This is a genomic window from Pseudomonas sp. N40(2020) (genome assembly GCF_014472415.1).
GTDB lineage: Bacteria > Pseudomonadota > Gammaproteobacteria > Pseudomonadales > Pseudomonadaceae > Aquipseudomonas.
The window spans coordinates 38,965-60,685 of record NZ_JACSZV010000001.1 but is presented as its reverse complement, the minus strand read 5'-3'; the positions used below and the strand labels follow the sequence as shown (position 1 = coordinate 60,685).

Annotated in this window: 27 protein-coding genes; 1 reads left to right on the top strand and 26 read right to left on the bottom strand. The window is 59.4% G+C overall.

The features are described from left to right. Positions 1-7: 7 nt before the first annotated feature. The 21 genes from IAI51_RS00375 to IAI51_RS00275 all read right to left on the bottom strand — a co-directional run bounded on the left by IAI51_RS00375 (position 8) and on the right by IAI51_RS00275 (position 18,327). Positions 8-2,698: a phage tail tape measure protein gene (locus tag IAI51_RS00375; RefSeq protein ID WP_187676680.1), complete on the bottom strand. Its 2,691-nt coding sequence runs from the start codon at positions 2,696-2,698 to the stop codon at positions 8-10. Positions 2,699-2,848: 150 nt separating this feature from the next. Continuing rightward, a complete protein-coding gene (locus tag IAI51_RS28095) occupies positions 2,849-3,448 on the bottom strand; it encodes a phage tail assembly protein (protein WP_187676679.1) in 600 nt (199 codons plus the stop codon). A gap of 13 nt (positions 3,449-3,461) precedes the next feature. Then, on the bottom strand, positions 3,462-3,965 hold the full coding sequence (locus IAI51_RS00365) for a phage major tail tube protein (protein WP_187676678.1): 504 nt from the start codon (positions 3,963-3,965) through the stop codon (positions 3,462-3,464). A gap of 13 nt (positions 3,966-3,978) precedes the next feature. Continuing rightward, the gene (locus IAI51_RS00360; RefSeq protein WP_187676677.1) at positions 3,979-5,148 is read right to left on the bottom strand and encodes a phage tail sheath family protein; all 1,170 of its coding nucleotides are present in this window, start codon (positions 5,146-5,148) and stop codon (positions 3,979-3,981) included. A gap of 103 nt (positions 5,149-5,251) precedes the next feature. After that, on the bottom strand, positions 5,252-5,683 hold the full coding sequence (locus tag IAI51_RS00355; protein ID WP_187676676.1) for a phage tail assembly chaperone: 432 nt from the start codon (positions 5,681-5,683) through the stop codon (positions 5,252-5,254). Positions 5,684-5,691: 8 nt separating this feature from the next. Beyond that, positions 5,692-7,323 (bottom strand): phage tail protein, encoded by a 1,632-nt coding sequence (locus IAI51_RS00350; RefSeq protein ID WP_187676675.1) that lies wholly within the window; start codon positions 7,321-7,323, stop codon positions 5,692-5,694. Beyond that, entirely contained in the window at positions 7,316-7,924 is a 609-nt protein-coding gene (locus IAI51_RS00345) for a phage tail protein I (protein WP_187676674.1), read from the bottom strand. The genes IAI51_RS00350 and IAI51_RS00345 overlap by 8 nt, the downstream gene beginning before the upstream one ends. A gap of 1 nt (position 7,925) precedes the next feature. Then, the gene (locus IAI51_RS00340; protein ID WP_187676673.1) at positions 7,926-8,813 is read right to left on the bottom strand and encodes a baseplate J/gp47 family protein; all 888 of its coding nucleotides are present in this window, start codon (positions 8,811-8,813) and stop codon (positions 7,926-7,928) included. Next, positions 8,810-9,136 carry a GPW/gp25 family protein gene (locus IAI51_RS00335; RefSeq protein WP_187676672.1) on the bottom strand — a complete coding sequence of 109 codons (327 nt, stop codon included), beginning with the start codon at positions 9,134-9,136 and terminating at the stop codon, positions 8,810-8,812. Before IAI51_RS00335 ends, IAI51_RS00340 begins: the two co-directional genes overlap by 4 nt. 5 nt (positions 9,137-9,141) lie before the next feature. Then, complete coding sequence (locus IAI51_RS00330) at positions 9,142-9,393, bottom strand: hypothetical protein (protein WP_187676671.1); 252 nt, start codon at positions 9,391-9,393, stop codon at positions 9,142-9,144. Positions 9,394-9,448: 55 nt separating this feature from the next. Beyond that, positions 9,449-10,033 carry a phage baseplate assembly protein V gene (locus tag IAI51_RS00325; RefSeq protein WP_187676670.1) on the bottom strand — a complete coding sequence of 195 codons (585 nt, stop codon included), beginning with the start codon at positions 10,031-10,033 and terminating at the stop codon, positions 9,449-9,451. Further along, positions 10,030-10,542, bottom strand: coding sequence for a hypothetical protein (locus IAI51_RS00320; protein ID WP_187676669.1), 513 nt, complete (start codon positions 10,540-10,542; stop codon positions 10,030-10,032). Before IAI51_RS00320 ends, IAI51_RS00325 begins: the two co-directional genes overlap by 4 nt. After that, the gene (locus IAI51_RS00315; RefSeq protein ID WP_187676668.1) at positions 10,535-11,200 is read right to left on the bottom strand and encodes a hypothetical protein; all 666 of its coding nucleotides are present in this window, start codon (positions 11,198-11,200) and stop codon (positions 10,535-10,537) included. Before IAI51_RS00315 ends, IAI51_RS00320 begins: the two co-directional genes overlap by 8 nt. Next, positions 11,197-11,517, bottom strand: a complete 321-nt coding sequence (locus IAI51_RS00310; protein WP_102902293.1) for a hypothetical protein — start codon at positions 11,515-11,517, stop codon at positions 11,197-11,199. The genes IAI51_RS00315 and IAI51_RS00310 overlap by 4 nt, the downstream gene beginning before the upstream one ends. 2 nt (positions 11,518-11,519) lie before the next feature. Next, positions 11,520-12,515 (bottom strand): major capsid protein, encoded by a 996-nt coding sequence (locus IAI51_RS00305; RefSeq protein ID WP_187676667.1) that lies wholly within the window; start codon positions 12,513-12,515, stop codon positions 11,520-11,522. Between the two features lie 62 nt (positions 12,516-12,577). After that, on the bottom strand, positions 12,578-12,922 hold the full coding sequence (locus IAI51_RS00300; RefSeq protein WP_187676666.1) for a head decoration protein: 345 nt from the start codon (positions 12,920-12,922) through the stop codon (positions 12,578-12,580). Then, positions 12,919-14,073 carry a head maturation protease, ClpP-related gene (locus IAI51_RS00295; protein WP_187676665.1) on the bottom strand — a complete coding sequence of 385 codons (1,155 nt, stop codon included), beginning with the start codon at positions 14,071-14,073 and terminating at the stop codon, positions 12,919-12,921. The genes IAI51_RS00300 and IAI51_RS00295 overlap by 4 nt, the downstream gene beginning before the upstream one ends. Beyond that, positions 14,070-15,551 carry a phage portal protein gene (locus IAI51_RS00290; RefSeq protein WP_187676664.1) on the bottom strand — a complete coding sequence of 494 codons (1,482 nt, stop codon included), beginning with the start codon at positions 15,549-15,551 and terminating at the stop codon, positions 14,070-14,072. The genes IAI51_RS00295 and IAI51_RS00290 overlap by 4 nt, the downstream gene beginning before the upstream one ends. Next, on the bottom strand, positions 15,551-15,757 hold the full coding sequence (locus IAI51_RS00285) for a phage head-tail joining protein (protein WP_034155909.1): 207 nt from the start codon (positions 15,755-15,757) through the stop codon (positions 15,551-15,553). Before IAI51_RS00285 ends, IAI51_RS00290 begins: the two co-directional genes overlap by 1 nt. Before the next feature lies 1 nt (position 15,758). Continuing rightward, positions 15,759-17,753 (bottom strand): phage terminase large subunit family protein, encoded by a 1,995-nt coding sequence (locus tag IAI51_RS00280; RefSeq protein WP_187676663.1) that lies wholly within the window; start codon positions 17,751-17,753, stop codon positions 15,759-15,761. Positions 17,754-17,757: 4 nt separating this feature from the next. Continuing rightward, entirely contained in the window at positions 17,758-18,327 is a 570-nt protein-coding gene (locus tag IAI51_RS00275; protein ID WP_187676662.1) for a terminase small subunit, read from the bottom strand. Positions 18,328-18,783: 456 nt separating this feature from the next. Here IAI51_RS00275 and IAI51_RS00270 point away from each other — a divergent pair, with 456 nt between their 5' ends. Continuing rightward, a complete protein-coding gene (locus IAI51_RS00270) occupies positions 18,784-19,011 on the top strand; it encodes a hypothetical protein (protein ID WP_187676661.1) in 228 nt (75 codons plus the stop codon). Here IAI51_RS00270 and IAI51_RS00265 read toward each other — a convergent pair. The 5 genes from IAI51_RS00265 to IAI51_RS00245 all read right to left on the bottom strand — a co-directional run bounded on the left by IAI51_RS00265 (position 18,980) and on the right by IAI51_RS00245 (position 21,604). Further along, entirely contained in the window at positions 18,980-19,360 is a 381-nt protein-coding gene (locus IAI51_RS00265; protein WP_187676660.1) for a hypothetical protein, read from the bottom strand. The genes IAI51_RS00270 and IAI51_RS00265 overlap by 32 nt on opposite strands. Before the next feature lie 9 nt (positions 19,361-19,369). Then, entirely contained in the window at positions 19,370-19,768 is a 399-nt protein-coding gene (locus tag IAI51_RS00260) for a hypothetical protein (protein ID WP_187676659.1), read from the bottom strand. A 169-nt stretch (positions 19,769-19,937) separates the two neighbouring features. Continuing rightward, on the bottom strand, positions 19,938-20,402 hold the full coding sequence (gvpU, locus tag IAI51_RS00255; protein WP_187676658.1) for a gas vesicle accessory protein GvpU: 465 nt from the start codon (positions 20,400-20,402) through the stop codon (positions 19,938-19,940). Positions 20,403-20,491: 89 nt separating this feature from the next. Beyond that, positions 20,492-20,857 (bottom strand): hypothetical protein, encoded by a 366-nt coding sequence (locus tag IAI51_RS00250; protein WP_187676657.1) that lies wholly within the window; start codon positions 20,855-20,857, stop codon positions 20,492-20,494. Positions 20,858-21,136: 279 nt separating this feature from the next. Next, positions 21,137-21,604: a hypothetical protein gene (locus IAI51_RS00245; RefSeq protein ID WP_187676656.1), complete on the bottom strand. Its 468-nt coding sequence runs from the start codon at positions 21,602-21,604 to the stop codon at positions 21,137-21,139. Between the last annotated feature and the right edge of the window lie 117 nt (positions 21,605-21,721).

Sequence of the window (21,721 nt, the reverse complement as noted above, 5' to 3'; positions counted from 1 at the left end):
AACCTCCTTACAGATGGGGTTCGTCGTACAGCTTGGCAGCGTTACTCTTCGCCGCGTCCGCCATCATTCGCTGCATGTGCGGCATCAGATCTTGCGCCAAGGCTTGCGGGTCTTTTACATCACCCTGCACCGTGACCGGCATGCTCAGCGAATACTGGAACTGCTGATCCACCTTGGCCGGTACCGGTTTTTCTGGCTCCTTGGGTTGAATGGCCAGCGCCGCCGACTTGAGCGGCGCCGTCACCGCCATCGAGCGCGCGACATCCCCCAGCACCGGGCCTTGCTGCGCCGCTGACGCCATCATGAGCGGCGTGCTCGGCACGGGCGCCTTTGGCTTTTCCTCGGACTTTTCATCCTCGCCACCGAACAGCGATTTACCCAAAGATCCGCCCAACGCCGCACCGCCCTGACTGCCCAGATAGGCGCCGATCAAGCCGCCGATGGCCGTGCCGATAATCGGCACAACCGAACCAATGGCCGCGCCTGCTGCTGCACCGGCCATGGTGCCGGCCAGATTGCCAGCGGCCGCGCCGTAGCCCTCGGCTTTTTCGTCCTTGGTCTTGGCGTTTTCAAATGTCTCGTAGGCCATCGCTCCAGACTCCAGCAGCGTGCCACCAGGAATGACCTTGGCTACCTTGCCGACCTTGCCAACGGCTTGCGCGACCCCGCCCAGCTTGGCCATCGTCCCGGCTGGGACAGGTGGCACCGGCGGAATAGGCGTGCGCGGAACCGGAACAGCAGGACGTGAAACCGGCACAGAGGGACGCGGAGCCGGAACAGGTGAGCGTGAAACCGAAACAGACGGACGTGGCACAGACTGACGTGGACCTCTCGGACTCGGCAACGGCCGACGCCGAGCGCTTCGCTTTGATCCGCGTCCACGTCGACGCGATTCACCCGACGCATCCACACCACCACCCATAGCACCGGCGTTGACGACGAAAACCTTTTTGACGCCGTCGTTACCTGCGCCAGTTTCAGTGCCAAGGCCGCCGCCCGTTGCCGCTTCCTTCACCCGCGAAACAACATCCAGGCCAGTCGCTACCAGATCAAGTTCTCCGGGCTTTTGATTGCCGGCGTCTCTTTCTCTCCTGCCACCGCGCGAACCGCGTGCAAGGTTTAGCAGCCCCTTACTGATTTTGATCGTACTGAAGATACCTTTTAAGGCGATCAGCCCCGCCCCGACCGTGGCGACACCGGCAACTACCCCGGGCGCGCTATCCGTCAGCGACGTAATACCTTTAGTGACCTTGGTCAACGACTCGGCGACCGTATCCGTGACGGGCCGAAGCGCGTCCCCGATGCTGCGCATGGCGTCATCCATCGACTGAGCCATTTCGGCCCACTTCTGCGACGACGACTCACGCCGCTCGGCGAGGTTTTTGTCGAGGATCCCGGTTGCATCGCGCGAATCGTTTTTAAGCTGGCTGTACAGCGCCTTGTTCTGCATATAGGCCGATAGCGCGGCCTTGACCTGCATGTCGGCGAACAGGTCACCGGTTTTCAAGGATTCTTCAAACGAGGCCATCATGGCCTTGGCCTTTTCGGGATCGGCTTCCTTGCTGATTTTTGCCGTGGCTTCGGCCATGGCCGCCGCCCGCTTCGGATCGGTGGCTTTAATGTACTTCTGAGCCAGCTCCATGCTGGTCTCCAGCGTGGACAGACCGTTCTGCAAACCCGTCTTCATTGAGCCGTCATAGTCAATGCCGGCTTTTTCGTAGGCCTTGACCGTGTCGGTCGAGCCGATTTTGCCCATCCAGTTTTTCAGGTTGTTGGCCGCTTCGTCCGAGCTGCCGGCCTGTTTCATCTGCACCTGAAGCATGGCGCCCAATTGCGTCACCGCGTCCATGCCGGTGATGCCGTTGCTGGCCATGTTCGCCAGCAGCTCAGGGAACCACTTGGCCATGTCGGACGCTTCGAAGCTGCCCGCCTGACCTTGGTAGGCGATCGCCTCCAGCGCCTGCTGCATCTGCTTGGGGTCGGTGATCTTGGCGTTCTGTCCCAGGGCGTTGATCATCTTCGCCGTGTCGACACCACTGGATCCCTGCCCCACGACAAACTTGGCCGCGACAGGCGCGTACTCCAGCGCCTTGCTCAGGTCCATACCGGCGCCGACCAACTGATTGACCACGTCGGCTACATCGTTGCGCGCCATGCCGGTGTCGCGTGAAGTGTCGATGATCTTGCGCGACATCTCCTGCTCTTGCGGCTTGTTGGCAATGCCGGCCTTGATCGCGATGTCCCGCACGATCGCGCCATAATCAGCGCTGACCTTGGTCGGCACTGCCAAGGCGCCTACACCGACCACCGCCGCACCGACGGCGCCCTTCATGCCCTTCACGCCCGAATCAATCTGCTGATGCCCCTTGGCTTTCAGCTCGGCTTTGTTGGCCGTCTGCCCCATCGAGCGATAGGCTTTTTCCAGCCGACCGACCTCGATCCCCTGCTTTTTCAGGCTGTCGAGGTTTGAGTTCAAACGGTTGAGTAATTTGGACGCACCGGCCGCGCCGGTGTCGTGAGCCTTCTTCCATTCTTCGCGCAGGCGGATGGTGTCGCCAATCGTGCGCTGCAGCACGCGCGCCTTGTTGCCTTCTGCCTCGAGGCGCTTGATGCGCCCGGTCACATCCTTGAACGCGGCGCCGACCGTCGAACTGACGGCGCCGCCGATCACCAGCCCGAGGGCGATTTTGTTTGCCATGTGATGGCCCCCATGTGCCCAGCACTACCCAAAGCGGCTCAATCCGTGAGCCACCACACCATTTCCGCAAACGGCATCGACTGGATCTCGGCGGCGGAAAATCCCGTTTCCGCCGCCAGACGTTTCGCCGCCGACTTGATAACGCTGGGGTTAAAGCCCGTCGTCGTTGTCCATGCGAAAATAGCCGGCCTGCAAGCGGTTAAAATCCACCAGCTTCAGCCCCTCCAGATCCGCCACAGGGGCACCGGACAACGCCGCAAACAACACCAGCTCGCGCTGCTCATCGTCACCACTGACCTCACGGTTGGCGGCACGCACGTCGCCCACGGTGGGCGAACGCAAGGCCAGCTTGTCGACCGTCACGCCGTTGATTTCGCTCGGGCACGACAGCGTCACCAGCACCTGATCGGTGGTCAGCGATAACCATGCCGGCATCGACTTCGAATAATCGGTTTTCGGCACCAGGTGCGAATACGCTGCCTGCACGCGGCGATAGTCGGCCAGCTTGAGGCCTTCCAGATCCTTCAGTCCGACTTCGGCCAGACCGGCGAACAGCATCAATTCGCGTTGTTCGTCGTCACCGTTTGCGGCACGGTCAGCCGCACGCACTTCACGCACGGTCGGATTACGCAGGTTCAACGTCTCGACGTTGACGCTGTTCGCTTGGCTTGGACGGGTCAGGGTTACGACGGCACCGAGTGCACTGAGCGAAAGCCAGGCCGGCAGGTTTTTAGCGATTGCTTGAGTCATCTGGATCTATTCCTTACAGGCCGAGCGCATTGCGCACTTCGAGCAGTTGGTCTTTGCCGTCGATCACCTGAATGCCGGCGACCATGTCGATTTCGTACATCAGGCGCCCGTCGATTTCGAGCTTGTAGTAGGTGACCGCAATCGCGTGTTTGATCTCGGCCGGGTCGCCGGCTTTCCAGTCACCCAGATCGACCTCTTTGAGGCGACCGCGCAGGGTGGCAACGACTGCTGTCACCGCGCCTTTTTGACCCTTGAAAGCACCTCGGAACGTGGCGTTAAAGGCCGTGCCGTCAGCCAGGCCGAAGTACTTCAACGATTCGCGGCGCACGCCCTTGGTGACAAACGAGGCTTCCATTTTCTCAAGCCCCTGATCCATCTCGATGGGGCCGGCCATGCCGCCCCCACGATATTCGTCGGTCTTGGTGGTCAGTTTGGGCAGCGTCAGGCTGGGTACGTCGCCGGAGAAGTTCACGCCGTCGACGAACAGGTTGGTGTTGAACAAGGTTTGAGGAATCATTTGCTACGCCCCCTTAGGCTGCTTCAAGCACTTCGGTCATCCATTGATCGGTGACTTCGAAAAGGAAATTCGGGTTTTCTGCCGGCGGAACATCGGTGAAACGGATGCGCCAATACACCTTGCCCTGGGCGATCTGGCTGGCCGTGTTCAGCTCGGTGTCGGCGAACACTTCAAAGTTGATGATCGCGCCCTGGGCTTTGAGGTCGCGCAGGAATGCATCCAGACCGTTGGTGACATCGGCCACATAGGTCTTGGTGATCGAGCGGTCGACCGCCCATTTGTGCCCGGCCTGCACCGCGTCCATGAGGATGAACAGCGTGCGAACGCGAGTAACAAAGGCCCACTTCGGATCGCTCGACAGCGTGCGGTTACCCCACAGGCGATAGCCGTCGTCGCGAATAATCGTGGTGATATTGGCGTTGTTGAGCAGGTTGGCTCGGCACGTCTCGTCGCCGTCCAGGTACTCGACCGCGCGGCCGGTACCGGTGATACCGGTCAATTCCTTGTTCGATGGCGAGGCCCAGAAACCGTATTCAGCATCCGTCCACGCAAACAGGCCTGCTGCCCAAGCCGAGCTGGGTGCGTCGACCGTCGAGCTGGTGACGGTGTCCCAGTACTTCACACCCGGGTCGACCATGAACAGGTTGCGACTGCCGAAGTTATCGGCGTAGGCCATGGCGGCCTCATCGGTGGTGCCAGGGCCGTCGATGATGCCGATGGCGCGCAGCTTCTGCGCCACGCTGTCGATGGCCGTGGCCACCGCCTGAGTCGCGGTGTGGCCCGGGGCGATCAGCAATCGCGGTTGGGCGTTGAACAGGCTTTTGCCATCAAGCAGCGCCTGCAGGCCGGTACGCTGACCCGAGGCCAGCACGCCACCGATGATCGCCGAGGTTTGCAGCGCAGGGTCTTCCAGCTTGGCCACGCCGATGGCGACGATCACCGCCTTGGCTTTGACGTAGATCGCCTGACAGGCCTTGGTGATTGCCGAATCGGCGCCGAAGGCGGCAATGGCTTCGCGCTCGGTAGTGATCAACTTCAGCTCGCCCGCCTTCGCTGTACCGCCGCCGAGGACACCCGGGGTGAAGGTGTCACACAAACCAATAATCGACGACGATGGCAGCGAGATGGTGCGCGCGCCGGTCTCCACCACCGTGGTCGTGATGCCGTGAAATAAACCACTCATAAGGGTCAGTCTCCAGAAACGAAAAAGCCCCGCATAAGCGAGGCTGTGAGGGTGTTGGTGTTACGCGTAACGAAATGAAAAACGCCCCGGCAGTGCGGGGCGTTTAGTCGGGTTGTGCTGACAGCCAGGTCGGCGCCGGCGGCCGGTGTTCGACGAGCGGGAATTGCTCACCTTGCGGCCAGTCCCGCAATGCCTGCAAGTACACCAACAATTCGGAGAACTGCTCGGCACTGAGGGTAGTGGGTGATTCCACTTCCACCTGATCCCGATGTCGATCACGCAGCCAGGAAACCCGCAAAACCTCGGCATCACGCCAAGCGCGCTCTGCCGCCGCCAGATCGTCAGAACTCGGCGGCAACATATCGACCAGAATCGGCAACCCCCCTTCATCATGGCCCCGGCGTTTTCCCAGAGGCGGGTTCGCCAAGACTTCTAGAAAACGCGCTTCGCTGATCGCCACCGCATCGCCCGGAATCTCACCATGAAAGCCCTTGAAATAAGTGCAGCCCGTTGACTGCGAATAAAGCCTTTGCATGCCCATATCTATTTTCCCACCGATAACCAGAAGACGTTGCCGCCAATTCCACCAAGCGAGGATCGCAGCAAAAATCCAGTTTTAGACAGCGTGTCAGGTGCAGCGCCATACGTGACAACATCCGAGGCCACCGCCGTGGCAACCGTCCCATCCGTGGCCAGCACGACAAAACAATCATTTGCGTATGCAAGAGTGAAGCTTATCGGCGTTTTATCGACGTAGCTGCCCAGCCCCCATTGAATGGTGAAGCCGCCAAGCCAGCTAGGAAAAGCCACATACCCGTTAGGCGTGAGACTCGCCAGAAAACCTAGCCTGAGTTTTTTCGGTGTAACAATCGTGGCGTCATCGGTGCCGGCATCGGTCTGCGCCTTCGTGGCGATCTTGGCCGTGCCAAGCTTAATTTCGGTGGCCTGAGTCGCCAGCGCCTCGAGCGCCGCAATGTCGATATTTCCCTGATTGATCGGCGCATTCCAAGCCTTGATACACCACACGACCGCGATGTTGCGAGGACGGGATCGCATAAAGTCAACGCCGACATAGGCGGTGCCAGGCGCCTGTACACCGTCCATATTGAGCGGGGTTGCAGCACTGGGCGTTGTATTTACCGTGACGGACTCGACAACTGCCGGAGCTGAATCGTACTCAAGCCCCAACACCCTTACATGAGCAGGGTTATTCAGATTCGGAATCGGCAGGTTGAGACCATCACCATCACCGTAAGTCGCCGTACCTACCTGCCAGCTTCCGACAGCTCGCCCCGCGTCCACACCACGTCCATGATCCCAGCCGCGCAGGAACTCGCCGCGCGATTCCGGCAAGCGGAAATTGCCGGCGCCCTCATCACCCTTGTTGAAAGCCGTGCCGAGGAACGCCGCCAGATCTGGATAGACGGCAATGCTCTTGACGCTACCGTCCAGCTCCAGAAAGCCGGGAGCGACCTTGTCCAGCGGGAACGCGACCGTCGCACCGACCGGCAACGCCGAGGCCTGGGCAATCATCGACTCGATTTCGGCCTTGGTGTAGCTGTCCTTGATCCCCATTTTCGCCAGCGTGTCCGGGTTATCGCCCGAGACCACAATCCCGCGATCGTTGACCTTGACCCGGGTGAATTCGCCCGGCGTCTTGTTCTTCGGCAGCACTTCCAGAATGGCCGCGTCGACGTAGGCCCGGGAGGCCAGCACAATCGCCGGGTCAATCTTGAGCTGAATATTGCCCGTGCTGGTGACAATGAAGTTCATCCGCACGATTTGCGTGCGGCCCGAACCTTGCGACAGCAGCGGCTTGAAGCTCGGCGCGCAGTTGGCCACCGCCACCAGATCACCGTCCGCATCGTAGAGGCCGATTTCGCGAATCCACTTGCCGCCCTCATCGGCCAGAATGATCTGTTCGGCGATGATCACCGCCGAGTTAACCGGGTCGATCTTCAGTTGATTGAGCGGCTTCCGGCGCCACTCATTGAGCAGCTTAGTCTGGCTGGCCGACGGCACCGGGTTGGGCGGATCCGCCAGCCCGTTCGGATTGGCATCACCCACGCCCATTTGCGTGATCAGCCAGGGAATGCCGAGCGCGTCGGCGTTCGCCTGCTTGGCCATCCCCACGTTCGTGAGGATCGCGAAAAACTGCGAATTCGCATCAATCATAATAAACGTCCAGGGTGTCTATGGTGTGTTCGCGACCGACCACGCCAAAGTTGCCAGTGACCTCAATGTCACGCATGACGGGCGGGTAAACGTCGATTTCGTCGCCTTCGTAGAGGGACACGGCGATATTCAAATCGCCTTGAGTTTCCAGGCTGATCGCCAGCCCGGTCAGTTGCCGGGTAACGGGTTTGGCGTCGTCGATCAGGCGCTCAAGCTCCCGATACATTTCCTCGGTGATGCCGGTATCGAGAACGCCGACCTTCAGCGCGAAGGTGCCCGGCACTCCCTCGGGCACGGTCTGGAACCACTCGACAATCTCAATGAGATAGCCCAGCGGCTCGACCACCCGGCGCAGCGCGCCGATCGTGCCCTTGTGCTTGTGGATGTAGAAAGACGCTTTGATGGCTGCGCGCTTGGTCGCTTCAGACCACCGATAATCCCAGCGATCGACCGACCACGCCCACGCCAGATGCGGCAGCAGATGCACCGGGCAGGTATCGGCGTTGTAAAGGTCGCGCAGCGGGACAATTGTTTTTTCGAAGAACGCGGCCTCCATGGCCCGCTCCAGTTGCGTGCTATTGATCGGCAGTAGGCTCTTCATGTCAGCCCGCCATCGTCACGGTGTAATCCATGCAGTACGCCGCCTGCTCCTTGGTCGGGGCCAAGTCGACCCAGCCGGGCAGCTCCACCCGGGAAACGCCGGCAACGTGCAATTGAGCATCAATCGCCGAACGGGCCACCTCAACCCCCAGCCGCTTGCGTGGATTGATCCACGCCGCCAATCGACTTTTCGCTTCGGCCAAACTGGCATCGTTTTCCGGCCCGGCACCGCTCATGTGCAGGATGGCGTCAATCCGGTAATCAATGATCTCGGCACTCTGTACCGTGACGCGATCACCGACCGGCCGCACATCGTCGTCATTCAGCTCAGTGCGAACAACGGCCAACAGCTCAGGACTGGCCTCGCCGCGCCCATCCCCCTCGGAACTCAGCACCGTTACCGTAACGTAACAAGGCGCTGGGCTTTCAGCGGAGGCGTCAGCGACCAGTCCCGAGGCGCTGCGCGCATGCAGGATGTAACTGTTACGTGGCCCGGCCGTGGTCAGCCCTTCATAGGCCAGCTGGATGCGCTCTCGAAACGGGTCGTCTTCTTCCTTGACCTCAGGCACCGGGGGCACCGCTTGCAGATCCGCAGCCTGAATCACCAGGCGTTTCAGATTGACGTTGGCCCCGAGGTGATCGAGGTCGCCGCCCCTCGCGTACGCCAATAAAAGAGCCTTGCCGGCATCGTTGACCCGGGCGCGGTTGCCGACCTTGTTGTAAGCCCCAACTTCCAGAGTTTTTACCACTGGATCGCTTTCCAGCGCGGCCGTCCAGTTACCACCCATGTACCCGCGAAACACGCCTAACGAGTCCTGATAAACCTCTTCAAAATCCAGAGGCTCCAACACGGTCGGCGCTGGCAACGACGACAAATCCACGATATTCATGCGGCCACCTCCAACGTGACGCTGTCGCCCAGGTACTTCCCGACGATTTGCAGATTGATTTGCCCACCAATGACGGAAATGACACGCACCTGATCGAGCTTCAAACGCGGCTCCCAGCGTCCAAGAGCGCGAGCGACCTCAGCCTGTACGGCGCTTTTCCAGCCTTCGTTAACAGGCAAATCGACAAATCTGCGCAGCTTGCTGCCGTACTCCATGCGGTGGCGGCGACTGCCCAGCGGCGTGCCCAAGATGTCGCCGATGGATTGGCGCAAATGCGCGATGCCCGAAATGGGTTGGCCGGTGTGGCGATCCATTCCGATCATCTATGTCACTCCAGCGGTTCAAGTTCGGGGTGCGTCTTCAGGAAACTGACAGCCTGCTCATCGGATGCCGACACCTCGACCTCGTGCTTGGCCACCGCCAGCGTGCGATCCGTTCCGGGGATGCACAGGGTGCGCGAGGTGTAGAGCTTGTCGCGAAACTTCAACAGCAGATCAGGCGTTCGCTGTTGGGCTGTAATGGGCTGACGATTCGGCGACGGCAATTGCTCGTCGACAGGCTGGTCATTGATCTTGGCCATTGGTTTTCTCCGGACACAAAAAAGCCCGCACGCGGCGGGCCGGATGAATGATGGGTTAGTGCTTGTGATGGTTGTCGCTGTTGCCGGCGGCCATGATGTTGCCAGCGCCGTCGATGTTGCCCGTTACGGATAACGGGCCGTCGATATTGACAGGTCCTTTGATATTCACGGTCGCTTCAAGATCAATCGTTCCCGACTTCACCGTTACCGCGTTATCCGTAACGACGACGTCCGTGCCGCCGACCTTGATCGCCACCGTGCCACTCGGCAAGGTGATGGTGTAAGACTTCGCCTGCCAGTCGTAGATCAGCGAGCCGCCATCATCGAAACGCCAGACCTCGACGTGGTCGCGGTTGTCCGGCGGCGGCCCAGCATTCCCGTACAGGCCCGGGACAAACGTGCCTTGTGACACGTCACCGCTGGGACTGATCAAACTGCCCTGCTCGCCCATGGACGGCGCCCGCCAGTGCCTGGCCTTGCCGGCGGCGATGCTGTGCCAGCGCACCCAGGCGCTGGTCCATTCACTGCCATCCGACACCCGACACACCGGCGGAGATGCGGACAGATCCACCGCGACCACGTAGCAGGCCTTTACCGCCCCCGCGATCATGCGGTCATGCTGGGCGCTTGCGTAACTCACGGCAGATCCTCCGGCCTGAATTGCCCGTCACCCGGATCGACTTCAAACACCAACGTCCCCGGCGGTTCGTCAGGCCACGGCCATTCCTCAAGGCCGAGATAAACTTGCTGAGTCCACTCCACCAGCCACACCGTGTATCCATCCAGGTGCTGCTGGGTCCAGTCCTGCAGCGATTGCACAAACTCGGCGGGTTCAACTGCCAACCCCCACGTCTGCGAACGCAGCAGCACCGCCAACTGGGTCGCCAATTGCACGGCCTGTTGATGATGGTGCGGCTTGATCGGGTCAACAATGATCCGAGCCTCGAACTTGCAGACCAGCGAGGTTTCGCCGGTGCCGATATCGGTACCCGGCTCGATCTCGGCCACCTCCAGAAACACCGCTGGCAGCAACACGCGATCCTTAATGTTTGGCCAAGCGGTGACGGCCTGCACGCCCGGCAAGTGGGTATGCAGATGCTGCTCTACCGCCTGATAAAGCTGGTCCATGCTGAACGGTTCGTCAGACATTGCCGATCCTCTTAAGGTATTTCTGCAGCTCAAAGTTGAGTTCCTGCTTGAGAATCTCCAGCAGACGCTCATCGGCCTTTTTGACCCAACTGTCGAAATGCGGCCGGGCCTGCTCCAGCGACACTTTGGCTTTGGCCAGCGGGAAACGACTGCCGTGTTCGGCGACCCAGCCCGAACTCGGCCCGCGACCAGGTGACACCGTGCTGTCCGGGTAATCGTCCCCGTTGAAATGCTTGCTGGCTGTGCGGATCCAGATGTCGGGTTTGTTGCCGTAGACCTTCTTGAGGAAAGCCCCTTGGTAACGCCGCCCCGCCACCGACACACCGCTGCCGGTTTGCCGCGCCCGGCCGATCCGGCTGGATTCGATGGCGTTCAACCCGAACCACAGTTTGCCGCTCGCGGCACCGCCGGAAACCGGATAGCTGCGCAACCGCTGACGCACCGCTGCAACAGCAATGCGCTCTGACCGACTGACGGCTCGGGCAATGTGCGTGCGCAACCAGCCCAACGTCTTGTTGATCGCGCGCCGATGCGCCGCAGCAGCCGCTTTCGGCACCACCTTGGCAAAGTCTTGGAACGCCTGAAAATCTGCGGCCGAGGACTGGATAGAAATCATCCCGCCACCGGCCGAGGGTTTGAAATAGCTGCCGACACTCATGGCCGCAACCTCAGAATCAGGGCGACCAGTCCGTCGCCGCTCGGTTCGAGCTGGATCAAGTCGTAGTCACCGCCGCCATCCAGAGCAGGCAGGTCAACGCTGACCAGCATGCCCTGTTCCAGACCTTGCGAATCGCTGACGCGAATCTCGAAGCGCGGCTCGCGCAACCCGGTGTTGAGCTTGCCGAACTTGGGTTGCAGCCAGGGCGCGGCAAACATGCCGAACACTGGCTCTTCGCGACCCTCGATCCGCGCCGTATCGCCCAGCGTTTCGAACACCACCGCGTCGACGTCGGCGATCAGATCGCGAAAGCCCACGGTCAGAGTTCCAGCAGGATCTGAGCGCGCGGTCGAGTGCACAGGTGCAACGGGTTGGACTGAGCCTCCCCGGCCATACCTTTGTTGAAGGGCAGCGGCTCGATCATGCTGTAGTACGGGATGCCCTGGGTGTTGACCGTTTCCATGTAGTCGGCCGGCGCAAACACGGAGATGTACAGATCGGGCACGCCTTCGGGAACCAGCAGCGCCTTGTCGTCATGGACGAAGGAAACGCCGGCGACCTTGCCACGGTAACGCTCCCAGATGATGCCGCCGAACTCGAAACTTTCCCGGGCGTCACCACGCAGCGCTGCCGCTTGCTGACTGTTGAGGTAGGTCTCTTTGACCGACTTGTGAACAATCAGCTTGTTCCAGAAGTTCTTGCCGCAGAAGGCGCGAGAACCGGTGCTGGTCACACTGCCGAGCGCGTCTTCCTGCATGTCCAGCGCTTCACCGCACTTAACCCGCAGCTCGGTACCGGCCTCAGTCAGCCCCATGGACAACTTCTGACGCTCCACACCGAAGGCCGCATAGATGTCCAACAGCGGGGTTTGGCCATCGGCATCAAGGATCAGGCCATTGAGGGCACCCATGCGCTGGAACTCATGCGTGGCGTCCAATTGACGACGCGCCTTTGCCAGGCGTGCATTGACCACGTCCTGTACCGCCTGCAGCTCGGTTCGAGTGCCGAAGGCGCGGATGCCTTGGATCTCATCCGCCTTGATGGTGAAACGCTCAGGCAGGTGCACGGTGTTGAACGGGATCAGGTTGCGCTTGCTCGCCGCAACCACCAGGCCAGAACCACCGCGCTCGCCGGCCGGCACCAGTGCCAGGGTGTCACCGTCCTTTTCAATCTGCACGGTCAGGGTGGTAATGCCTTCCTCGCGGAACAGGCCCAGGGCGCTGATGCGGCCCGGCAGGTAGGGTTGATCATTGAGTGCAGCGGTCAGCGAGGTAACGGTAAACGCTTCGTCTTCAAAAATGGCGATATCGGCCATGGGTACTCTCCAGAAACGAAAAATCCCGCACGCGGCGGGATGCATACAAAAAAAGGATCGACTTAGCGGACGATCACGAAATGCGCGGCGAGTGCTTTCTCGGCGGCCAGATCGAGGCCGGTCAAATGCGCTTCACTGACCTCGGCCAACCGCACCACGGCGCGACCGCGACGCACCACATCGGATTCGCCCAGCGGGCCGTAGAGAATGGCGACAGCGTTTTCGGTGCCGTCCTCAGCAGTCGGTTCGTAGGGTGCGAATTCGCCGGAGGCGGTCACCAGTCCGAGGATTTGTCCCGGCCACAACGCTGGACCGGCCGCGACGTTGATCGCTTCACGCGAAATATTGCCGGCGCCTTCGGACAGCAGGAATTCACCCGCGTGCATCGGTTCCTGTTTGATGGTCATGCTCTTGCTCCTTTCGCGCTTTGCGCGGTTCCAGTTTGGGCCACTTGGCGAGCAGCCCAAATCGAGTTGGGGTCAGGTTGTTTGGCCAGCACCTTGGGCGCCAGGTCGTCCGCCAGCGGCAGACTGTTGTCGATTTCGAAGCCCTTACCGCTGGTGACAATCTTGTCGAACAGACGCGCCCGCACCGACGCCTCGTCCAGACCTGCCGCGACATACTCGGCGCTGAATTCCGGCAACCGCGCGGCCACGCAGAGGTCGTTTATCGCCTTGGCGCGTGCCAGACCGGCTAAAACGACCTCTTCGCTTTCAAGCTGGGTGGACTTGAGCAGCGGCTCGATCAGGTTGCTGATGCCCGCCGCCGTGCATCGCTGAGTGACCATCAATGCCAACTTGGCCGAGTCGACTACAGGTGGCACCAGCGGCGGATCGACAGGATCAAGATCCGGATCCGCTTCAGGTGGCTCGTCGAGCTGGGCCAGCAAATCAGCCGGTGCGTGCTGGAATCGTTGCAGCACCGCGCCTTGACCGAGGCACGCTTTGACTTTGATGCCGTCGCCGACTTCGTCAGCCAGACCGAGGGCCAATGCTTCATTGGCAGTCAGCCAGGTTTCTGCATTAACCATTCGCCGCAGTTCTGCGTCGTCGATGTTGGGCGCCTTGGCCTTATAGGCCGCAATGATCGCCTCCAAGGTTTGATCCAGCACATCAGCGACCCGGCGAAAGTCCTCAGCGTCCCCGCCTGTATAGGTGTAGGGGTTATGAATCATCAACATGGCGTTCGCCGCGATGACTACGCGGTGTGCACCGCACACGGCAACGCTGGCCGCACTCGCTGCCAGTGCATCAATGCGACCAGTGCAGCGCTCGCCCAGCCGCGACAGCGCGTTGTGCATGGCCAGACCATCGAACAAATCGCCGCCGATGCTGTTGAACGCGGCCACCACTGGTGAAACGCCGTCATCCATGGCGCGCAGATCCTGCACGAACTGATTAGCAGTGATGCCCCACGCGCCGATCTCGCCATAGACGAAAACTTCGATCACTCGATCGGCCGCTTCGCCGCTGGCATTAACGGCATACCAGGTCTTGTCCTTGACCTCGACGCGTTTGCCGGCGCGGTTGTAAATACGCGGTTTCGCGCTCTTGCTCATGGTTGCTCCTTGTCGTCGGTGTCTTCGACGGCATCCAGGGTGTTGTAGTTGAGGCCCAGCTCTGTGGCCCGCTTCAGATCGGCGGCGTTTTCCAGATCGACCGTTTCGGCGTCGTAGCCGGTACGCAGGACCATCTCGCTGCGCGACGAAAACCCGGCTCTAACCTCCATCGCTCGCGCCTGCACGTCCTGCACCGGCTGGATGTAAGCCCAGCCTTGTGGCACCCAGCGGGTGCGCAGGTATTGGCGGCGCTTCTGTGCGTAATCGTCCAGCACCAAGACACCCGACAGCACCGCCATGTCCATCCACGCAGCCCGTACCGGGCGGCAGAGTTGATGCACGTACACGCTGAACTGCAGTTGTTCCAAGCGACGCCGAAACTCGTTGAGTACCACCCGCAGCGCTCGATCGTTGATGCCGCGCATGTCGCCGGTGAGGATTTCGTAAGGCGTGCCCGATCCCGCTGCTGCAGCCATCAACTGTTGACGCATGAAGTCCGGGTAGTTGTTGCCCGCGTCCGGCGGTTTGGAAAATTCCACCTCTTCGCCCGGACCGAGTTCCTGCATGGTGCCGGGTTCGAGCGCGACCATCGGCGTAAAACCATCGCGATCCGTAACCAGCGGCGCACCGGTAACCGGGTCGCGCGGCATGGGTCCCGATTCCGGCGGGGGGCGAGTGATGAAGCCGGCAAACAGGTTGGCCACCTCCTGACGGAACAGCACCGCGTCGTCGTAGTTGTCCAAACTGCGTAGCCGTTTCAGAACCGGCGACAAGCGCGGCACACCGCGCAACTGGCCAGGTTCGACCGGTTCGAAGATGTGCAGCACCTGCGTGGCCGGGACGCGCACTAGCTGGTTGTAGCCGGCGTTCAACGAGGCCGCATCACGCGGGTGCGACAGGTACATCCAATACGCTACCCGCTTGCCGCCGGGCGTGAACTCGATGCCGGCTCGGATGATGTTGCCGTTCTTGGTGCTCTCGAATTTGTCGTGCGGCACGAACTCCGGCGCCAGGATCTGCAACTGCAGCGGAACCGCCAAACCTTCGTCCCGACTGCGAGGACGCAACCGGACGAAGCACTCGCCCGATGTTTCCACCGTGCGCGCCACTAGCGCCTGCTGGCCGTAAAAGTCGGTGCGGTCATCCGCATCAGACTCATCAACCCAATCGCTCCACAGCTCCTGCAGCAGCTTGCGCAGGGCATCATCATCGGTCGCTGGCCGAGGGGTGATGCCGGTGCCGATCAGGTTGCTGACGCGCTTGTCGATGACGTTGAAGGCATACGGGTCATTGCGAACCGCTGCCCGGGAGCGCGACCGCAAATTGCGCAGTGCCGGGGTGTTGATGCTGTTGATCCCGTTGTCGGGAGCGTCCCAGTTAGCGGATCGGCGCCCTTCACCAGCGCCTTCGTAACTGGCCTTGATGTTGGACGGCAGCACAAAGCCGTTACGGGTCAACGTCGGAAAATGTCGGGCCATTAAAGTCCCCTGCCCCCGTGATAAAGGCGAACCACGCGCGAACGTGGCCCGGCGGCGCTGGCCAGCGACGAGCGTATTTCTTCGCGCGCCTTGAGCAGCTCATCGACCGTGCGGTATTCCACGGTACGGTCGGTGTAGCGCACAGTTTTCTCACCGCGAGCAATGGCCGCCTCAACCGCGTCGAGGTGCTTTTTCGTAAATGACATATCAGCGTCTCTTCAGGTAGCCACTGGTGGAACTGCGGCGTTGTGGGGGAGCGGCTGCCGGACGTGATTTCACGGCTGGTTGCGGCGCCTGCGGTGCTGCCGGTGTTACGACTGGCCGGCTGAGCCGTTCGCTCTGAACGGGTTGGCTGCTATCGCCCGAAACCGACTCGTTGACCGCCTGCCGAATCCGCGCCCAATCGTGATCTTGGTAGCGGTTGATGCCGAGGTAATGGGCCATGGCCAGGTTGTAAACCAACAGATCGAGCGCTTCGTTACGCTCGGATTTGCCCTTGGTCCATTCGATGCGTTTATGCCCCCTGACGTAACGGGTGACTTTGCGCTCAGCCACGCACTGGGAGAAAAAGTCATCCGGCAGGTCGTTGGCAAAGTGCAGCGCTCCCGGGCCGGTGTCGAATACATAGCGGTTATAGATCCAGTCCTTCGCCGTGTCGGTACCGACAATCCAAAGCTCGGCACCATGCCGTTCAGTCAGGCCCTTCCATGTCACGTCGACCATCGAAGGTCGCTGCGCGATCACCGGCCGGCCCCGCTTGCTCGCCCCCTTGATGGCGAACACGCTGCGCCAGCGGCGCATACGACAGAACTGATAGACCTCATCCGTATGGTTACCACCGGAGTCGACCGCAGTCGCCATGATCATCAGCTCAGCACCACAAGGGTGTCTGTAACGGGCCTTGAGTAACTCGTCCAGCGCCGCCCAGGTGCGCTCATCGGCGGGGTCGCCGGAGATCACTTGAAAGTCGACCACCCAGCGCTCCATGCCAGCGCCCCAACCCATCACCATCAGTTCCAGGCGGTTGGCTTGGGTGTCAACAGAAGCAGTCAGCATCAACACGCCGTCGGGCATTGAGCCAAGCCCGTAGTTTTCCAGCCGCGCCCGATCCCTCAGCACATCGGCCGAGGTTTGCTCCTGAGCGCTATCCCAGACCTTGGCCAGCCGAGTGTTATAAAACACCTGCATCGGCTCCAGATCGCCTTTGGCCTGAGCCTTTTTAGCCTTCTCGAATTGCTTGGCCAACGAGGCCCAACCGGTCCAGCCGGGCGGCGAGTACAGCGCATTCAAGTTAAAACCAATGGTTTCGCCATCGCCTTGGGTGTGCGCTCGCCACTCCCCTTTCGCCAGCATCTCGCCCTTATAGCGCTCTTCGATCAGCACGTCGCAGTCGGGGCCGGCGCACTGGTAATGCACAACCTGAAAATCCGCCGAGTAATGCAAACGCTCCCATTCGAGAACCTGCATGTGGTCACAGGTTGGGCACGGCACGTAGTAGTAACGCTGATCGCTGACCTCAAACAGATCAGCGATCCGTGACGCCCCCCTGACCGTCGGCGAACTGGAAAAATAGAATTTGGCGTTACGGCCGAAAGTACTGCCGCGAGTCTCGGCCAGTTCGACCGGGTCGCCCTCTTCGCCCACGTCCACACTCCAGCGATCAACCTCGTCGCCATAGATGTAGCGCGCGGAAAGCTCCGCCAGGTTAGCCGCCGAACCGGCCGTGGTGATGTACAGCGAACCACCCTCGAACTCCTTCGTGTCCATGGTGTTGCGCGCATCCCGCGAGCGGTTGGACGCCACGCGCTCACGCAGCACCGGCGTGGCCTTGATGGTTTTACCAATCCGCGACGATACCCGTTTGGCCAACCCCAGACTGGGCAACAACGTGAGGATGTTGGACGGGGCCATATGGATCAGGCCGCCGATCCAGTTCAAGGCGATCTGCGTTTTCATCAACTGCGAAGCCACCATAGTCACCACGCGTTTGCACGGGTGGGCTGGTGACAGACAGCGCATCGGCTCACGCGCATAAGGGGTACGCGAAGTGTGGTATTGACCAGGCTCGGCCGCACCCGTGTCGCGCGGGATGCGCATGTACTCGTCGGCCCACTGATCAATCCAGACATCTGGCTCTGGTCGCTGCCCACGGAAATACGCTTCGCGGTACACCGTCGCACCGTTCGACATTTCTAAGGACATAGGGTTAGCTCGGGGTAATGGCTTGTTGTAGATCTGCTGCTGACAGCCGCTCAGCATCTTCCAGTGTTTGTCGCAAAGCCGACGTCAGACGCTTTTCGATTTGCCATGGATCAGACAGCGAGGCCAGTTCCGGCGATAGCTGTGGCGCCATTCCCAGCAAAAGATCACGCAGTAAGCGACCGGCGTTATAGGCCGCATCTTCGACCGCTTTACGCTCTACCAAGGTGCCTCGGGCTTTAAGGAAGTTGTCTTTTTCCTGAAGCGACAGGTAGTGCTCACGAAGAGCGCGTGACTTTTGAAAGTCGGGTACCTGGCCAGAGGGGTCATCTACAAAGTCTGCAATGACTATTTCCAGCGGTGGCTGATCACCCCGCTTCGGGCGATTGCGCTCATGTCGAGCGGCGACGGCGGCCTTGCTCGGGTCGCTCGTCATGGCCAGAAGCTTCTCGCTGGCATCCACATCAATCTGCCCGGCAGCATTCAGAACCAGTCGTTCATTCTTGACCAGCTTGCCAACGTACTGCCGAGACCACCCCTTCAGCTCGCAGTACTCCTTGCGAGTTACAAAAGCCATGCGGCCTCCATCGTCGTGGCTTGTTAAGCCTGTCAACTAACCCGGCTTAGTTGACAAGCCCTCTGACCATTGCGCCGGGGCTGCTGTTTAAGAAAATGAACAGGCATGAAAAGGCCTACAGTCCAATAGAACCGGGGGGACTTCACTAAAAACCACTTTTTGGATCATGCGAATTCTGTCGCTGAAAACCCGGCATTCCTTGTCAACCTGTCAACCGCTGTCAACTAACTTTCCAGCCCTGTGGCTAACGCTTTCCCGCGGGTTTCCGACCCCGTACCCTTCGAAAAACCCCAGGGTCCCCGGCGTTTTTCGCGCACGAAAACCGTGCGCGCGCCCTGAAGCCGTATCACCTTGGGCTCGCTGTCCGGAGATCCGGGTGGATCAGGCACTCAGTAGCGGGCGCCGCCTCTAGTGGTTAAGATCGATTTGAGTTAACCAAAACCAAAAAGGACGTTTATGAAAAATTTGAACACAGAAGCTTTTGCCACCCAGCTCGCACTTATCTCGCTAATCAGGGCTCTCAATGAAAACGGCCAACAGAACGTAGTTCGTCACGCGCACACTTTCCTCGAGATGGAACTCAAACACTTTCCTGAAGGTTTTAGAGATGACCTCGAAGAGGTCAAGAAGGCGACAGCCAATATTTTTGCCGTCAACTCCCCATCCTTAGCGCCGCAACAATAAACTGCTCACTACGCAACTGATTGTCAGTAGATGGCTCGCACTTGTGTATCGCGCCAACCATGAAATGAGTTTTCTGCTCAAGGCATCGCTGTTGCGCCTTGAGCAGATCCGTCTCTGCCTCTTTGATTTCATCGTCCCCATGAGCCTCAATCGGTTTATCGCACGGCCGAAAATCTCTTGGTGGTTGAAGGCCATGAACAATAGCCATTGCATATACAGCCGCTTTTGAAATGGAAACGTGCGGATAACTTTCTAGCATCTGCCCGTCATCAACACGTTTGAAACTGACGCAGTCGTCATAAACGACCACCTGCCAAGATGAGATGGCTTGTTTGTCTCCAGTGTTCATACTCAGCTCCTACCCCTTTAGATCTTTGCGTAGATCGGCTACGTCCTGGATAAGTTGACCCAGGTCTTTATCTCGCCGCGCCTCAGCCCACTTGAACCAAGCGCGGACCAGCACCCATGCCGGCAAACCACACACAAAGATCAAACCGCCGATAGCAATGAGTCCCACATCGTCGTTTGCCCAGTCGCCAATACCCAACCAGCGCACGACGAAGGCACCGCCACAAATGCTGGAGACTGTGGTGCTGATCATCGCTACGCAGAACTCACGCACCGTCTTCGGGAGTGTCATCGCCATTACGACAACTGCGGCAAGCCCGGCAATGAAGCCAAAGGCGCCCAGCTTGTACAGTGCAATACCACCAGCGGCGGTGAGTGGACCGGGTTCGGACATATTGGTGACTCTCATAGGCCACTCCCGGCCGAGGCCTGGTGGTGTCGGGAATAGATCCGGCTCCAGCAGCACTCCCAGCTCGGAGCGATGGGTGTGGTAGAACCGAAAACGAAAAAGCCCCGGCGAATGCCGAGGCTTGATATGGGTGCACCCGACCAGCAGCGGTCAGATGCTTATTACATGATCAAACGTTGTTCAGCTCACCGAGTATGAACCCATCTATCGCTGACACTTTCCCGCGCCACAGTGTGCCTTGGCTTGGAAGGATCTGATTTCCTCCAGTGTGCACGCGCGCATTATCGAGGTGAACATACTGGTTGGGAAGATTCTCCACTTCCGGATCAGCCTTACCAAAGCCAATGATTCGCTTATAGAGTGCTTCCTGACCTTCCGGATCGGTGTCTGCAAAGGGCGTGGAAATATCTGTCGCTAACCGTTCGAAGTAAGCCTCATGCGGAATTAACGTCCCGGTGACCATGTTTCCGCCGACGGTGAGCGTTACTCCGATTCTTATGTTCGTATCGTTTATGAAACCGCTGAGCCACTGCAGCAACCAGTCGACTTGCCTGCCGTCCCACTCGCTTTTGACTGTCGGGGCACTTCCAAAGTATTCCTCATGAGAAGGATTTTTTACCGTTTCGTCGCTCATGGATGGCTCCTAGCCACTAAATGAAACTCACATATACATCGAATCCTTTCGACAAAAAAGCCCGACTCAATGGCCGGGCTTCCTCGCATTCAAGATACCTGGCGACTGTTGTGCCAGTAGAGATACGCCAGGCCAACCGGTGCAATGAAGATTGCAAACGACCAGCACATCGCCATCGTGAACCCTTTCACCATCAGCATAAGGATGGCGTTGACGAAGAATACGTTCCCGCCCATCACGTAGCTTACGACGCTCTCATATACGAACCGAGAGTATGGGTAGAGCAGCGTGCTGATGACCGACATCACAATCAGCCCAGGCTTACCCATCAGGCCGGTTGGGCTATTGGCCGCGACCGACAAAATCAGAATCGTAAACAACGACCCAAAAATAAGCTGCCGGATGTAGTAGCTGGGGGTCAGCCCGCCAAAAGTCTTCGACAAAAACGACTGCATAAGATCCCTCTAAAACGCTGATTTGAGTGGTGGCCATCGTAACAGCATCATCCCCCAGAATCAGACCTGGCGATCTGAGAATGGGGCATCCATAGCGCCACGAATTGAAACTCTCAAAAACGTGGCGCGCATCAATCAGGATTACTTATCAAGCTTCCGAACGGAGACACCAGGCACATAGTCGTGGCTTTGCATCGAATGCTCCAGAAACGAAAAAGCCCCGGCGAATGCCGAGGCTTGAGTATTCATAAGCAGCTCCCAAGAGCTGCAGAATCGAATTTAGTGAATAGCTTTGCGCGCCTTTTCCATGGCGCTTTGATACATGGCATCAAACAAAGGAGTCATGTCTTCGAGAGAAATCTTGAGCTCTTCGAAGTCGTTGAGCCAAATCGTGTATCCCTTGTCGATTTGCTCGAGCTGCAAATGAAAAGATATTGAGCCATCCGTCCGCGGTTTTGGCTCAGGATCGTAGGTGAACCATATGACGAACTGAATGCGGTCCGCGGATGATCGTTGGAACTCCTTTTTTGGAATTCCGGTGAAGTTTCCGTTCTTATCAATATCTCCAATTGCGACGTGTGGCGCCTCCCTGCCATTGATCATTACCGGGTTTCCGCTCGGCACGCCTAGATATTCCTCAAACTTCCTGCGCACCTGCTGTGCGACATCGCGCAAATGTTCGAGCTTCTCAGCATCAGCCTCGAGAGCTTGCTTGTATGTATTCGCCACTTCCAAAAACTTTGACATTCCAGACACTCCATTAGTCGGAGTAGCAGAGTGCCATAACGAAAAATCCAATCCAACAAAAAGCCCGACGCAATGGCCGGGCTCTGTCTGATGTGTCGCGCTTGAAAAGCTGAACAC